Annotated in this window: 13 protein-coding genes; 11 read left to right on the top strand and 2 right to left on the bottom strand. The window is 74.3% G+C overall.

The window, feature by feature from the left end:
• Positions 1-108: 108 nt before the first annotated feature.
• Both ACZ4W5_RS26395 and ACZ4W5_RS26390 read right to left on the bottom strand, forming a co-directional pair.
• On the bottom strand, positions 109-459 hold the full coding sequence (locus ACZ4W5_RS26395; protein WP_360232866.1) for a nuclear transport factor 2 family protein: 351 nt from the start codon (positions 457-459) through the stop codon (positions 109-111).
• Positions 452-1,063: a TetR/AcrR family transcriptional regulator gene (locus ACZ4W5_RS26390; RefSeq protein ID WP_465657321.1), complete on the bottom strand. Its 612-nt coding sequence runs from the start codon at positions 1,061-1,063 to the stop codon at positions 452-454. Before ACZ4W5_RS26390 ends, ACZ4W5_RS26395 begins: the two co-directional genes overlap by 8 nt.
• Before the next feature lie 273 nt (positions 1,064-1,336).
• Between ACZ4W5_RS26390 and ACZ4W5_RS26385 the strand changes: the two genes are divergently transcribed.
• From ACZ4W5_RS26385 to ACZ4W5_RS26335, 11 genes are all read left to right on the top strand, one after another.
• Positions 1,337-1,564 carry a hypothetical protein gene (locus ACZ4W5_RS26385; RefSeq protein ID WP_465657320.1) on the top strand — a complete coding sequence of 76 codons (228 nt, stop codon included), beginning with the start codon at positions 1,337-1,339 and terminating at the stop codon, positions 1,562-1,564.
• Positions 1,565-1,771: 207 nt separating this feature from the next.
• The gene (locus ACZ4W5_RS26380; RefSeq protein ID WP_465657318.1) at positions 1,772-3,562 is read left to right on the top strand and encodes a serine/threonine-protein kinase; all 1,791 of its coding nucleotides are present in this window, start codon (positions 1,772-1,774) and stop codon (positions 3,560-3,562) included.
• A gap of 340 nt (positions 3,563-3,902) precedes the next feature.
• Complete coding sequence (locus ACZ4W5_RS26375) at positions 3,903-4,880, top strand: metal ABC transporter solute-binding protein, Zn/Mn family (protein WP_465657316.1); 978 nt, start codon at positions 3,903-3,905, stop codon at positions 4,878-4,880.
• Positions 4,881-4,953: 73 nt separating this feature from the next.
• A complete protein-coding gene (locus ACZ4W5_RS26370; protein WP_465657315.1) occupies positions 4,954-5,916 on the top strand; it encodes a metal ABC transporter ATP-binding protein in 963 nt (320 codons plus the stop codon).
• On the top strand, positions 5,900-6,817 hold the full coding sequence (locus tag ACZ4W5_RS26365) for a metal ABC transporter permease (RefSeq protein WP_465657314.1): 918 nt from the start codon (positions 5,900-5,902) through the stop codon (positions 6,815-6,817). The genes ACZ4W5_RS26370 and ACZ4W5_RS26365 overlap by 17 nt, the downstream gene beginning before the upstream one ends.
• A complete protein-coding gene (locus tag ACZ4W5_RS26360; RefSeq protein ID WP_465657312.1) occupies positions 6,814-7,674 on the top strand; it encodes a metal ABC transporter permease in 861 nt (286 codons plus the stop codon). The genes ACZ4W5_RS26365 and ACZ4W5_RS26360 overlap by 4 nt, the downstream gene beginning before the upstream one ends.
• 3 nt (positions 7,675-7,677) lie before the next feature.
• Positions 7,678-8,166, top strand: coding sequence for a Fur family transcriptional regulator (locus ACZ4W5_RS26355; RefSeq protein ID WP_465657310.1), 489 nt, complete (start codon positions 7,678-7,680; stop codon positions 8,164-8,166).
• Positions 8,167-8,355: 189 nt separating this feature from the next.
• Positions 8,356-9,942: an ABC transporter substrate-binding protein gene (locus tag ACZ4W5_RS26350; protein WP_465657309.1), complete on the top strand. Its 1,587-nt coding sequence runs from the start codon at positions 8,356-8,358 to the stop codon at positions 9,940-9,942.
• Positions 9,939-10,916, top strand: a complete 978-nt coding sequence (locus ACZ4W5_RS26345; RefSeq protein WP_465657307.1) for an ABC transporter permease — start codon at positions 9,939-9,941, stop codon at positions 10,914-10,916. The genes ACZ4W5_RS26350 and ACZ4W5_RS26345 overlap by 4 nt, the downstream gene beginning before the upstream one ends.
• Entirely contained in the window at positions 10,913-13,426 is a 2,514-nt protein-coding gene (locus ACZ4W5_RS26340; RefSeq protein WP_465657305.1) for an ABC transporter ATP-binding protein/permease, read from the top strand. The genes ACZ4W5_RS26345 and ACZ4W5_RS26340 overlap by 4 nt, the downstream gene beginning before the upstream one ends.
• A gap of 11 nt (positions 13,427-13,437) precedes the next feature.
• The gene (locus ACZ4W5_RS26335; RefSeq protein ID WP_402476175.1) at positions 13,438-14,181 is read left to right on the top strand and encodes a thioesterase II family protein; all 744 of its coding nucleotides are present in this window, start codon (positions 13,438-13,440) and stop codon (positions 14,179-14,181) included.
• The last annotated feature ends 37 nt before the right edge of the window (positions 14,182-14,218 follow it).

Raw genomic sequence — 14,218 nt, 5'->3', positions numbered from 1 at the left:
GAGGGAGTCCATGCGGAGCATCGGCGACCGACGACAACGCGGCGAGGTGCGTGCCCTGGCGTCGCGGGCCTGGCCTGATCCACAAGACACGCCCTGGGCCGGGAGGAACTAGGCCGGGAGGAAGAAGCCGGTGATGTCGGCGAGGCGCCCGTCCTCGTGGTGGCGGGCGGTGCTGATGCCGGTCGACGCGGTCTCGCCCTGCCCGCCGAGCTGGGTCCAGCGGGCGAGGGAGCGGTCGTGGTGCTCCAGCACCTCGTCGATGCGGAACCGGTGGCCGGGGAAGGCCGTGGCGAATCCGGCCATGTAGGCGGCGAGTTCGGTCAGGCCGGCAGCCTCGGCCCCGGGGTCGCGGTAGGCGACCTCGTCCACCGCGACCGCGCCGAGGGCGGCGATCCGGTCGGCGGGGTCGGCCGACCAGCAGGCGGCATAGTCGTTCCAGAGCCGCTGGGTGTCACTCATGGTCGTCCTGCTTTCGTACGGTTCTCAGAGAGCCGATCGACGCCATCGCGCCGTCGGTGACGCTGTGCAATGTGGTGTGGGGCAGGCCGGCCCGGACGAGCACCAGCAGGCCCTGGTAGAGCGCGAGCAGGTGTGCTGCCGTGGTCGCGACGTCGAGGTCCGGCGGTGTGTCGCCGCGGAGCCGGGCGCGGGTCAGCGCGTCGGCGAAGCCGCCTTCGATCACTGCCAGGCCGTGGTGCACGCCGGCGGCGGTCGCAGGGAGGGTGAAGGACTCGACGGCGGTGTTGGTGAGCAGGCAGCCCGGGTCGGGCTCGGCGCCGGTCTCGATCGCCGAGGTGAAGAACGAGCGGATGCTGGCCAGAGGGTCCACCGGCTCCAGCAGGTGGACCCGGACGCGGTCCTGCACCACCCGCTCGTTGTAGGCGTCCAGGGCGGCGTGGAACAGGCCGTCCTTGCTCTGGAAGGTCCGGTAGAGGCTCCCCGGGTGCAGTCCGGTGGCCTCTTCGATGTCCCGCAGTGAGGTGCCGAGGTAGCCCCGGTGGCGGAAGAGCCGCATGGCCGAGGCCAGCACCTCGTCCTGGTCCCAGAGCTGTCTGCGCCCCATCGCGGCCTCCGTAGTTGAACGACTGCTCACAAAAATAGCACGACCTGGTCCAATGCGGTTTCCATCACTACGGCCGACGGGTCGAACACCTTCGTCCAGACGGGCTCCTGGAGGACCCAGCGCGGCGCCGGATGCCAGGCTCAGTGATCGCCAGGACAGTGCCTGGCCGGTTCGGGCGGTGTTGTGATCCCGGTGACACTGCTGTTCAGCAACCCCGGTGCGGCGTAGCCTGGTTGAAAGCTCTTGTTTCGGTGCCTCAGGGGGGCGGTTCCCGTGGTCTACAAGCAGGTCTTTCTGCCGTGGACGGTTGAACAGTTCTTCACCGAGGGGCCCACGGCAGCGTCCCAGCTCACCCGTTGCCCGACGGCCGCCCATGCTTCACCGACGGAGTTCCACCTCGCCGGTGACCAGGCTCATCCGCAGTTCGTCATCATCCCGCAGCGCAGGAACGGGCTGCTGGAGGTCACTTCTGACAGCGAGCGGGGGACCCCCCAGCTGTAGCCCCGGCCGGACGCGCCGATGTGCGCGGGTGGCCGTCGACGATGCGCTCGCGCTGCCGCGAGGTCGCGGTGCGCGCCGCCGAGCTGCCCCCGGCGACCTGATCAGGGCCGTCACGTTCGTGTTCGAGAGGATCTTGTTCGCTAAGATCTTGATCTTCGAAGTCACGGCACATCGGGGGTGGGGTCCATCAACGGGAGCAAGGGCGCGTTGCGTGCGCTGAGCACGGACGAGCCGCGGGAGATCGCCGGGTACCGGCTGCTCGCGCAGATCGGCGAGGGCGGGATGGGGTCCGTCTACCTCTCGCGCACGCGCGGCAACCAGCCGCTCGCGATCAAGGTGATCCGCCGGGAGTACGCCGGTGACCCCGAGTTCCGTCGCCGCTTCCAGCAGGAGGTGCGCGCGGCCGAGAAGGTGCGGGGCTACCACCTGGTGCCCGTGCTGGACCACGACGCCCACGGCGAACAGCCGTGGCTGGCCACGGCGTACGTCCCCGGCCTGCCGCTCGACGAGGCGCTCGACGCCCACGGTCCGCTGCCGCTGCCCGTCGCCCTCCAGCTGGTCGGTTGCGTGGCCCGGGCGCTGGACTCCATGCACTCCGCGGGGATCGTCCACCGCGACCTCAAGCCCGGCAACCTCCTGCTCGGCCCGGACGGGCCCTGGGTGATCGACTTCGGGATCGCGCGTGCCGCCGAGGCCACCAGGCTGACGCAGAGCGGGGGCTTCATCGGCACCCCGCAGTTCATGTCGCCCGAGCACGGCATCGGGAGTGAACTCACCCCCGCCACCGACGTGTTCGCGCTCGGTCTGATCGCCGCCGTCGCCGCCACCGGCCGCCACCCCTACGGGACGGGCGGGGCGCTGACCGTGGCCACCCGGATCGCCAACACCGCGCAGCGACCGGCGGACCTGTCCGGTTACCCGGACGGGCTGCGCCCTCTGCTGGAGCGCTGCCTCGCGGCGGATCCGGCGGCCCGGCCCACCCCGGCCGAACTGGCGGAGCTGTGCGAGCAGGCGTCCGGGCGCCCGTCGCGGGACCTGGGAGACTGGCTGCCCGCCTCCCTGGCGGCGGCGGTCGCCGAACGCCGGCGCCGGGTGGAGCAGTTGCTGACGGGGCCGGACGCGCCGGCTCCCGGTGCGGCGGAGGCCCCGCCCCGGCCGACGGCCACCTACGTGCCCACCCAGGCCTCGGGGAACGCCGGCGCCCCGTACGGGGACCAGGTGCACAGCGCGCCCACGCAGACGGCGGGTGCGCCCGGGCCGGTGGGTGCGGGCGAAGCGGCGGGGGCGGCAGCGGGGTCGGCGGCGCAGGCGGCGGCAGCTTCGCGGCGCAAGCGGGCCCTGGTGGCCGGTGCGCTCGCCGTGGTGCTGGCCGCTGCGGCCGGTACAGCGTGGGCCCTGTCCGGTGACGGGAAGTCCGGGTCCGGTACGGCCGCGGCTGCGCAGCCGGAGGTGAGCGTGAGCCCCCGGGCGAGCGCGAGCGCGAGCGGGCAGCCGGGCGCCACCGGCCCGGCAGACGCGGCCTCGGGATCGGCGGCGGGACCGGGGGCGGGACCGGGATCCGGCGCGCCGTCCCCGAAGGGCGGTTACACCGCGGTGTTCACCGACCGCCCCCTGATGATCGGGACCCCCGCCGTCGGCGAGCTGATCTCGGTGGACCTGGACGCCCCGAAGGTGAATCCGCGCGGCGAGGTCGGCGACCACGAAGCCGAGCTGACCTACATCATTCAGTACCTGACCTTCGGCACCCCGGTCGCCAAGAGCGCGGGAACGTCACCGGAGGCCTGCCGCCAGGCTGTGGACAGTGCCCCGTTGCCGTCGGAGCTCAGCAACACCGCGCTGATCGAGCGCCACGCGATCGCGAAGGGCGACGTGCTGTGCACCGTCACCTCGAAGGGCAACCTCGCCATGCTGAGAATCACTGACGTCCGGCCGGCCGGGACGCCGATGGACCCGCCCGCGTTCGCCGGGCTGGTCACCCTCTGGAAGCCGCCTTCCTGATCGCCCCGCTCCGCGCACGGGCTTTCCGCCTCCCGCCCCTTTCTCGGGGCGGGGGGCGGTTTCGATTTCCCTGCCAGAAACGAACCTTGACGGTTCGTCAGCCACTTCCACGGCCACTGGTGTCACCGTGCGCGACATGATCAGTGCGTTGAGTGATGTGGCCAGGGTGTCCCGGTCCGTCGGTGGCCTCGGTTCGCCGGTTGCCAAGTTTTGGCAATGATTTCCACCTAGCCCCCGGATCCCCTAGGTATGAAAATCATTTCCATCTATGGTGAAGGCGTCCAACGGAGCCGGACCCGCCCAGACGGCGGTACCGGCAGGTTTCGAGGAGCAGTCCGCCATGCGTGTCGTCCCGTCCAGCAAGCCCCGCCGCCTTCCGAGAATCGTGCTCGGCCTGACCGCGGTCGCCGCCCTCGCCGCGACCAGTGCGTGCTCCACCGGCTCGTCGGCCAAGAACACGTCCGGTGCGTCCGGCGGCGCGAGCAGCGGCAGCGGCTCGAAGGTGATCCAGGTGACGGCCGCGGAGAACTTCTGGGGTTCCATCGCCACCCAACTCGGCGGTGACCACGTGAAGGTGAACAGCATCATCACCAACCCCGACACCGACCCGCACTCCTACGAGCCGACCGCCGCCGACGGTCGCACCATCGCGGGCGCGGACTACGTGATCAGCAACGGGATCGGCTACGACGCCTGGTCGGACAAGCTGCTGTCCGCGAACCCGGCGCAGGGCCGGACCGTGCTCAAGGTCGGCGACCTGCTGGGCAAGAAGGAGGGCGACAACCCGCACCAGTGGTACTCCGCCGAGGGTGTCACCAAGGTCATCGACCGGATCACGGCCGACTACAAGAAGCTGGACCCGGCCGACGCGGCCTACTTCGACAGCCAGGAGAAGGCCTTCACCACCCAGACCCTGGCCACGTACAACAAGCTGGAAGCCGACATCAAGACCACCTACGCGGGCACCCCGATCGGCGCTTCCGAGTCGATCGTGACCCCGCTCGCGGAGAGCGTCGGCCTCAAGCTGCTCACCCCGGAGACCTTCCTGGACGCCGAGAGCGAGGGCACCGACCCGACCGCCGCCGACAAGGCCACCATCGACCAGCAGATCGCCGGCAAGCAGATCAAGGTCTACGTCTACAACTCCCAGAACTCCAACCCCGACGTGGTGGCCCAGGTCAACGCCGCCAAGGCGCAGGGCATACCGGTCGTCGAGGTCACCGAGACCCTCACCCCGGCGGGGGCCAGCTTCCAGGACTGGCAGGCCCGGCAGCTCCAGGGCCTCGCCGACGCGTTGAAGCAGGCGACGGGCAAGTGAGCGAGCGGAGCGAGCTCACCGTCAAGAGGTGCGCACGGGCGAATGCCCCTGGCGAGCGGAGTGAGGCGGGCGCATGAGCATCCACCCGACCGAGAAGGTCCGTACCGAGGAGGTCCGTACGGAGGAGGCCCGTACGGAGGAGGTCCGTACGGAGACGGAGCGCACCGCGCCCGGCGGGGAGCCGGTGCTGTCGCTGCGCGGGGCCGCCGTCCGGGTGGGCGGGCGGACCCTCTGGTCGGGTGTCGATCTGACCGTGGGGGCCGGGGAGTTCACCGCCGTCCTCGGCCCCAACGGGGTCGGGAAGTCGACCCTGGTCAAGGTCCTGCTGGGCGTCCTCCCGGCGGCCGCCGGTGAGGTACGGGTGCTCGGCGCGGCGCCCGGCGGGCGGAACGCGGCGATCGGGTACCTGCCGCAGCGGCGCAACTTCGACGCCACCGTCCGGATCCGCGGGATCGATGTGGTGCGGCTCGGGCTGGACGGGGATTCGTGGGGGATCCCCGTTCCGTTCCTGAACCGCGCGAAGCGCCAGGCCGCCCGTGAACGCGTGCGGGAGGTCATCGAGCTGGTGGGCGCGTCGAAGTACGCGCACCGGCCGATCGGGCAGTGCTCGGGCGGCGAGCAGCAGCGGCTGCTGATCGCCCAGGCGCTGGTCCGCCGTCCCCGAGTGCTGCTGCTGGACGAGCCGCTGGACAGCCTGGACCTGACCAACCAGGCGGCGATCGCCTGCCTGTTGGGCAAGGTCTGCCACCTGGAACAGGTGTCGGTGGTCATGGTCGCGCACGACGTCAACCCGATACTCCACCACCTGGACCGGGTGGTCTACATCGCCGAGGGCGGTGCCGTCTCCGGTGCCCCGGACGAGGTGATCACCACCGCGACGCTGAGCCGCCTCTACCGCACGCCGGTCGAGGTGCTGCGCACCGGCGACGGGCGGCTGGTCGTGGTCGGCCAGCCGGAGGCCCCGGCGATCCACTCCGACCGGCACCTCCACAGCGACCGGCACGGGAACGGGGGCGGCCGTGCTGCTGGCAGCTGACGCGACCCCGCCGGCCTTCGGCTGGGACCTGGTCGCCGACTTCCAGGACATGTGGTCCTACGCGTTCATGGTGAACGCCTTCCGGGCCGGCCTGGTGGTGGCTCTGGTGTGCGCCGTGGTGGGCTGGTTCATGGTGCTGCGCCGCCAGACCTTCGTCGGGCACACCCTGTCGGTGTCCGCATTCCCGGGCGCCTCGCTGGCCGTGCTGCTCGGCTTCGCCACCACGCTCGGCTACTTCGGGTTCTGCGTCGCCACCGCGCTGGTGCTGGCGGCGCTCGGCCGCCGGGGCCGGGGGAGCGGCGCCGAGGAGTCCGCGGGCACCGGTACGGTGCAGGCCTTCGTGCTGGCCTGCGGATACCTGTTCATCAGCCTGTACAAGGGCCTGCTGGAGGGGCCGACGGCGCTGCTGTTCGGCAGCTTCCTGGGCATCACCACCGGCCAGGTGGTGACCCTGGCGGTGGTGGGCGGGGTGGTGCTGGCCGCCCTGGCGGTGATCGGACGGCCGCTGCTGTTCGCCTCCGTGGACCCGGAGGTGGCGGCCGGGCGCGGGGTGCCGGTACGGCTGCTGGACACCCTGTTCCTGGTGCTGCTGGGCGCGGCGACCGCCGAGGCCAGCCAGATCACCGGCACCCTGCTGGTGTTCGCGTTGATGGTGATCCCGGCGGCGACGGCCCAACAGCTCACCGCCCGGCCGGGGTTGAGCCTGCTGCTGTCGGTCGCCCTGGGGCTGGCGGCCTGCTGGGCGGGCCTGGTCGCGGCCTACTACCGGCCGTACCCGCTCGGCTTCTTCGTGACCGGCTTCGCCTTCGCCGGCTACGTCCTGGCGCACCTGGTGCGCTTCGCCCGGGACCGCCTGCCCGGCGGCGCCCGTACGGCCGTCGCGATCGGAGCTGCGCCATGACCGCCGTCCTGTCCCAGCCGTTCTTCCAACACGCCCTGCTCGCCGGGACGTTCATCGCGCTCGCGTGCGGGCTGGTGGGCTGCTTCCTGGTGCTGCGGGCGCAGATCTTCACCGGCGACGCGCTCAGCCATGTCGCCTTCACCGGCGCGATGGCCGCGTTGGCGGGCGGCTACGACCTGCGGCTCGGGCTGTTCGCGGCGACCGTCGGGGTGGGCCTGCTGATCGGCGGCCTCGGCCGGCGGGGGCGGGCGGACGACGTGGTGATCGGCAGCGTCTTCGCCTGGATCCTCGGCCTGGGCGCCTTCTTCCTGACCGTCTACGCCACCTCCCGCAGCGGCGCCCAGGGCGGCGCCGGGACGAGCGTGCTGTTCGGCTCGATCTTCGGCCTGCACGGCAGTCAGACGACGGTGGCCGTGGCGATCGCGGGCGCGATCTGCGTCGTCCTGCTGCTGATCGCCCGCCCGCTGCTGTTCGCCACCCTCGACGAGGCCGTGGCGGCCGCCAGGGGCGTGCCGGTGCGGGCGCTGGGGCTCGGCTTCCTGGCCCTGGTCGGCGCCTGCGCCGGGGAGGCCACCCAGGCGGTCGGCTCGTTGCTGCTCCTGGGCCTGCTCGCGGCGCCGGCGGGCGCGGCGCTGCGGCTCACCGACCGGCCGTTCAGGGCGCTGGCGCTGTCCGCCGGGCTCGCGGTCGCGGAGATGTGGGGCGGGCTGCTGCTGAGCGCGGCGGCGCCGAAGCTGCCGCCGAGCTTCGCGATCATGGCGACGGCCACGGTCGTGTACGCGGCCACCTTCCTGGTCCGGCCGCGCCGTGCTTCCGACCCGCTGCCGGCTCGCACCGCGGCCCCCGGGACGGGCTGACCCGTGGCCGAGACCCGCAGCCGGGCGCTGACCACGGCCTTCCGGCGGGCCGCCGAGCGGCGGAAGGACACGGACGCGCAACCGGACAACGACCACGACGGGCTGGGCCGCCTCACCCCGCAACGCGCCGAGGTGCTGCGGGCCCTGCGGGGCTGCGAGGACTTCGTCAGCGCCCAGGTGCTGCACGCCGGCCTGCTGATCACCGGCTCGCGGGTGGGCCTGAGCACCGTGTACCGGACCCTGACCGCGCTGGCCGAGGTCGGCCGCGCCGACGTCGTCCGGGACACCAACGGCGAGCGGCTGTTCCGCTACCGGCCGGGCGCCGACCACCGGCACTACCTGATCTGCCGTACGTGCGGCCTGAGTTCGCCGGTGGACTCGGCCGCGGTGGAGGCCTGGGCCGAGCGGGTCGCGGAGCTGTCCGGTTTCGCGGACGTCCAGCACACCGTCGAGCTGGCGGGCGTCTGCCCGGACTGCCGTACCGCCGACTGACCCGGCCTGCCTGGCCCGCACGGCCCGCCCCGCCCCGCCCTGCCAACGCCCGCCCGGCCCGGTGCGGGCGCCTTCGGGCCTGCGGCGGGAGCCGGAAGGGGCGACCGCGGGGGCGACTGCGGCTCTCTTATTGAAAAGCATTATCGTTTCAATCTAGGGTTTGGGGCGTCGCCCAAGAGTGAGGACACCATGACGAATCGTCGGAACCATCAGATATCCCGCAGAGCCGTGCTGAGTGCGCTCGGCACCGGCGCGGTGCTCGGCAGCGGCCTGCTGACGGCCTGCGGCAGCAGCTCGTCGACCGCCCGGCCCCCGCTCGCCGCGGCCACCGGCCCGACGGCCACGGTCGCGCCCCGCCGGGGCGGGACGCTCCGGGCGGCCTTCGCCGGATCCGCGGCCGAGTCGACCAGTGTGCTCCAGGCCACCGGCAGCGCCGTCGACTACGTCCGGGCCCGGCTGATCTGGGACACCCTCGGCGAGATCGACGGCAGCACACCGGTGTGGCGGCTCGCCGAGTCCGTCACCCCCGACGGCGACGCCACCCACTGGACGGTACGGCTGCGCGACGGCGTCACCTTCAGCGACGGCCGCAAACTCACCGCCCAGGACGTGCTGTTCAGCCTCCGGACGCTGGCCGCCAGTCCGACCGTGCAGGCCGGGCTGCTGGCCGGCCTCGACCCCGCCGGGTCCGCCGTCCGCGACCCGCGCACCCTGGAACTGCGGCTCAAGGGCCCCGACGGCTTCTTCGACCTCGTGCTGGCCCAGTCGATGTTCGTCTTCCCCGACGGCACCACCGACCCCGCCCACGCGCCCGGCTCCGGGCCGTACACCCTCAAGAGCTGGACGGCCGGCGGCAGCAGCCTGCTCACCCCCCGCACCGACTACTGGGGCGCGGCCGAGGGCGGCCCCTACCTCGACCGGATCGAACTGTTCTCGGTCGCGGACGCGGCCGCCCGGCTCAACGGCCTGAAAGCGGGCGAGTTCGACTACGCCGGCGGCCTCACCCTCACCGCCGCCCGCGCCGAGGAGAAGAACCCGGCCCTGCGCTTCCTCACCGCTCCGCAGGAGCTCTGGAGCGAGCTCGCCCTCACCATGAACCTCGGCACCGACCCGTTCACCGGGCCCGAGGCCGTCCGGGCGGTGAAGTACGCGATCGACCGCGAGGCCATGGTCCGCACCGTCACCCTCGGCTACGGCGAGGTCGCCGACGACGCGCTCGGCCGCCACCAGTCCTGGTACGACACCACGCTGCCGCGCCGCGCCTACGACCCCGAGCAGGCGAAGAAGCTGCTCCCGGGCGGGCGGCTCACGGTGCGCACCAGCGACTACGAGTACGGGACGCTGGAGAGCGCCACCGCCTTCGTCCAGCAGGCCCGGGGCGCCGGCCTCACGGTGTCGGTCGACAAGGTCCCCGCCGCGGACTACTACGCGGACATCAAGACCCTGCTGAGCACCCCGCTGCAGACCAACCTGTACCACGCGATGCCGCTGCCCCTCCAACTCTCCATGTACTACGGCTCCAAGGCCTCCTACCCGTTCACCGGCCCGGCCGGCGAGACCCTGGACGGGCTGATCGCCGCCCTACACACCGCCGTCGGGGACGCGAAGCGCACCGCCGCCGTCCACGACGTGCAGCACCACCTCTACGAGCACGGCGGCGACGCGGTGTTCGCCCGGATCCCCCCGGTGGCGGCGTCCGCCCCGGGCGTCCACGGCGTCCAGCCGCGCGGCTTCTTCGACTACCCGTGCCTGCGCGACGCCTTCCTCGCGCCGTGAGGGCGCCCCGGCGGCGGTCCGCGCGCACGGCGCGGGCGGTCCTGGGCCGGCTCGCCGCGGCGGCGGGCACCCTGCTCGCCGCCTCGGTGCTGGTCTTCGCCGCGACCGCGCTGGCCCCCGGCGACGCCGCCGCGGCCCGGCTGGGCGGCCGCGCCGGGCCCGAGCAGATCGCCGAACTGCGCCACGGCCTGGGCCTGGACCAGCCGCCCTGGACCCGCTACGGCCACTGGCTCTGGCACGCCCTCCAGGGCGACCTGGGCACCTCGTACGCCAACGGCCGGCCGGTGGCCGAGCTGATCGCCGGACGGGCCGGGAACTCCCTGCTGCTCGGGGCCGTCGCGGCGGCGCTGCTGGTTCCGCTCGCCCTCGGCCTGGGACTGTGGGCCGGGATGCGCGCCGGGCGGGCGGCCGACCGGGTGGTGTCGGGCGTGACGCTCACCCTGGTCAGTCTGCCCGAGTTCGTGATCGGCACGCTGCTGGTCCTGCTGCTGGCGGTCGGCCTCGGCTGGCTGCCCGCGGTGTCGCTGCCCCCGGCCGGGCAGGGCGTGCTGAGCCGGCCGCAGATCCTCGTCCTGCCGGTGCTGACCCTGCTGTCGGTCAGCCTGGCGCAGAACGTCCGGCTGGTGCGGGCCGGTGTGGTCGCCGCCGGCGACTCCGACGCGGCCCGCACCGCCCGGCTGGGCGGCGTCCCCGAGCACCGGGTGGTGCTGCGCTGGATCCTGCCGGCCGCCGTGGTGCCCGCCGTGCCGGTGCTGGCCCGCTACCTGGCCTACCTGCTCGGCGGCACCCTGGTCGCCGAGACCCTCTTCGGCTACCCCGGACTGGCCGCCGCGCTGGTCAACGCCACCGCCGCGCGGGACGCCCCCGTCGTGCAGGGCGTGACCCTGCTCGTCGCCGGGGTCACCGTCACCCTCAACCTGTTCGCGGACCTCCTCGCGGCCGCGCTCAACCCGGCGGCAAGGAGCACGAGTTGACCGTCACCACACGATGGCGCGCGACGGCGGCCGGGGCGGTGCTCGCCGGGTGCGTGCTGCTCGCCCTGCTCGGGCCGCTGCTCGCCCCGCACCTGCCGGGCGACGTGCAGGACCTGCCGTACGCCCCGGCCGGCGGCGCGACGCCGCTCGGCACCGACCACCTCGGCTCCGACGTCCTCAGCCGGTTCCTGGCCGGCGGCCGCTCGCTGGTGCTGCTGTCCGTGGCGGCGCTCGCCGTCGCGTACCTCCTGGGCGCGGCGGCGGGCATGACGGCGGCGCTGCGCGGTGGGCGGACGGACACCGTGGTGCTGCGCGCCGCCGACGTGCTGCTGAGCCTGCCCGGCTTCCTGCTGCTCAGCGTCGCCGTCGTGGCGGTGGGCCGGGGGGTCACCGGGGTGGGGGTCGCGGCCGCGGTGGTCCTGCTGCCGGAGATCGTCCGGGTGGTGCGGGCCGCCACCCTCCAGGCGCTGCAGCACGACTACGTCGAGGCGGCCCTCGCCCGCGGCGAGCGGACGGGACACGTGCTGGTGCGCGAGGTGCTGCCCAACCTCGCGCCGGTGCTCGCCGCCGACGCCGCCGTCCGGTTCGTCGGCGCGGTGTTCATCGTCGCCACCGCCGGATTCCTCGGCTACGGCGCCCAACCACCCGCGGCGGACTGGGGGTTGATGGTCCTGGAGAACCGCGACGGGCTCACCCTGCAGCCCCTGGCGGTGGCCGTTCCGGCGGCCGGGATCCTGGTGCTGCTGCTGGCCGCCAACCTGCTCGTGGACGCCGCCTTCCCCGCCGCGCGCCCCCGGCGCCCCAAGCCCGCCCGGCGCCTCAGGCCCACCCTTTGGCGCCCGAAGCCCAGCCGGCGCCCGAAGCCCGCCCCTTGGCGCCCGGTGCCGGTGGCCGGGGACCGCACCGGCGAGGCCGCGGTGCTGCGGCTGCGCGGCCTGACCATCCGGGCCGACGGTCCGGACGGGCCGCGCTCCGTCGTCGACGGCGTCGACCTCGACCTCGCGCCCGGGCGCGTCCTCGCCCTGGTGGGGCCCTCGGGCAGCGGCAAGACCACGCTCGCGCTGGCCGCCCTCGGCGAACTGCGCCCCGGGCTCACGCTCCTGGGCGGCGAGGCCCACCTGGCCGGCCGGTCCGTCCTCGGACTGCCCGAGCGCGCGCTGCGCCGGCTGCGCAGCCGCCACGCGGGCTACGTCCCCCAGGACCCGCGCACCTCCCTCGCCCCGACCCTGCGGGTGGCCGACCACATCGGCGAGTTCCTGCGGGCCCGGGCCGTCCCCCGGGACGAGCGCCCGGAACGGATCCGGGCCGCCCTGCGGACCGTGCGACTGCCCTGCGACGAGGAGTTCCGGCGCCGCTTCCCGCACCAGCTGTCCGGCGGGCAACGGCAACGGGTCGCGCTGGCCGCGGCCCTCGCCCACCGACCCGACCTGCTGGTCCTGGACGAGCCGACCAGCGCCCTCGACCCCGTGACGGCCGCCGCGCTGCTCGCCGACATCGGGCGCCTGCGCGCGGAGGGCGGGCCCGCCGTGCTGCTGGTCGCCCATGACCTCGCCCAAGTCGCCGCGGTGGCCGACGAGGTGGCGGTGCTCGACGCCGGGCGGCTGGTGGAGCGCGGCCCGGTCGGCCGGGTGCTGTCCCGTCCGGAGAGCGCCGCCGCCCGCCGGCTGGTCGGCGCCGCCCGGCGGACCGAGCGGCCCCGGCCCGAGGACGCGCCCGCCCCCGGGGGCGCCGCGGCCCTCGCCCTGCGCGGACTCGACGCCCGCCGGAGCGGGCGTACGGTGCTGGCCGGCATCGACCTCTCCGTGGAACCCGGCGGCTGCCTCAGCGTGGTCGGCCCCTCCGGCGGCGGCAAGACCACCCTGCTGCGCTGCCTGACCGGCCTGCACGCCGACTGGTCGGGCACCCTCCGGCTGTCCGGCCGGGAGGCGGCGCACGGACTGCGCGGGCGCTCCCGCGAGCAGCTGAGGTCGCTCCAGCTCGTGCCGCAGGACCCGTACGACTCGCTCAACCCGCGCCACAGCGTCGCCCGGATCGTCGCCCGCCCGCTTGCCCGCTTCCGCCCGGACCTGGACGAGCGCGGGCTGCGCCGGGAGGTGGAACGGCTGCTGGAGCGGGTCGGGCTCGCCCCCGGCCACGCCGACCGGCGGCCGGCCCAGCTCTCCGGGGGACAGCGCCAACGTGTGGCGCTGGCAAGGGCGTTGGCCGCCGGACCAGCCGTACTGCTGTGCGACGAGGTGACCAGCGCCCTGGACGCGCCGACCGCCGACACCGTCGTCGCCCTGCTGGCGGAGCTGCGCCGCGACCTCGGCGTGGCCCTGGTCGTGGTGACCCACGACCTCACCGTGCCCGCCCGGCTGGGCGGCCGGATCGCCGTCCTCGCCGACGGCCGGATCAGGGAGAGCGGGACGGTCGACCAGCTGCTCACCGCGCCCGCCGATCCGCTGACCCGCGAACTGCTCGCGGCCGTACCGGCGTTGCCGCCGTCCGCCGCCGTGACCGACCGACCGTGAGGACGACCCCGATGACCCCGGCCGCCTGGCTGCGCCGCCCCCGACCCCGCCCGAACGCCGCCCTGCGGCTGGTCTGCCTGCCGCACGCCGGCGGCTCGCCCGGCCTCTACCGCGAGTGGGCCGCGCTGTTCCCGCCCGAGGTGGAGCTGGTGCTGCCCTGCCCGCCCGGGCGCGAGGACCGGATGGACGACCCCGCTCCCGCCGATCTCCCGGCACTGGTGGGGGAGTTCGCGGCCGGGCTGGCGCCGCTGGTGGACCGGCCCTGGGCGGTCTTCGGGCACAGCATGGGCGCGACGGTGGGCCACGAGCTCGCCCTGGAGCTCGTGCGCCGGGGCCACCGCCCGCCGGTGCACCTGTTCGTCTCGGCCCGGGAGGCGCCGCAGTACCACCACGGCGGCAGCACCCACCTCCTCGACGACGACTCGCTGTGCGCCGAACTCGTGGGCCTCGGCGGCACCGACGCCCAGCTGCTGGCCATGCCCGAGGTCCGCCGGCTCGTCCTCCCGGCGGTGCGCGGCGACTACCGGCTGATCGAGACGTACCGGGCGCGGCCGGCCGGTCCGTTGCCCTGCCCGGTGACGGCGCTGGTCGGCGCGGACGACACCGAGCTGACCGCCGAGGAGGCCGACGGCTGGCGCCGATGGACCTCGGCCGCCTTCGAGTTGCTCACCTTCCCCGGCGGCCACTTCTACCTCTCGGCGCAGCCGGGGGCGGTGGTCGCCGCGGTCCGGCGCCGGCTCGTCGGCGCCGTCTAGGGCCGTCTCCGAGCTCCCGCCTGCGGGAGTTCGACGA

It is taken from the genome of Kitasatospora sp. NPDC029367 (assembly GCF_055569135.1).
This window is presented reverse-complemented; position numbering and strand designations above follow the sequence as displayed.

Excerpts from the sequence above, each read along its gene's own strand:
- ACZ4W5_RS26375 (WP_465657316.1), top strand. The coding sequence starts at position 3,903 with ATGCGTGTCGTCCCGTCCAGCAAGCCCCGCCGCCTTCCGAGAATCGTG.
- ACZ4W5_RS26370 (WP_465657315.1), top strand. The coding sequence starts at position 4,954 with ATGAGCATCCACCCGACCGAGAAGGTCCGTACCGAGGAGGTCCGTACG.
- ACZ4W5_RS26335 (WP_402476175.1), top strand. The coding sequence starts at position 13,438 with ATGACCCCGGCCGCCTGGCTGCGCCGCCCCCGACCCCGCCCGAACGCC.
- ACZ4W5_RS26395 (WP_360232866.1), bottom strand. The coding sequence starts at position 459 with ATGAGTGACACCCAGCGGCTCTGGAACGACTATGCCGCCTGCTGGTCG.
- ACZ4W5_RS26350 (WP_465657309.1), top strand. The coding sequence starts at position 8,356 with ATGACGAATCGTCGGAACCATCAGATATCCCGCAGAGCCGTGCTGAGT.
- ACZ4W5_RS26390 (WP_465657321.1), bottom strand. The coding sequence starts at position 1,063 with ATGGGGCGCAGACAGCTCTGGGACCAGGACGAGGTGCTGGCCTCGGCC.
- ACZ4W5_RS26360 (WP_465657312.1), top strand. The coding sequence starts at position 6,814 with ATGACCGCCGTCCTGTCCCAGCCGTTCTTCCAACACGCCCTGCTCGCC.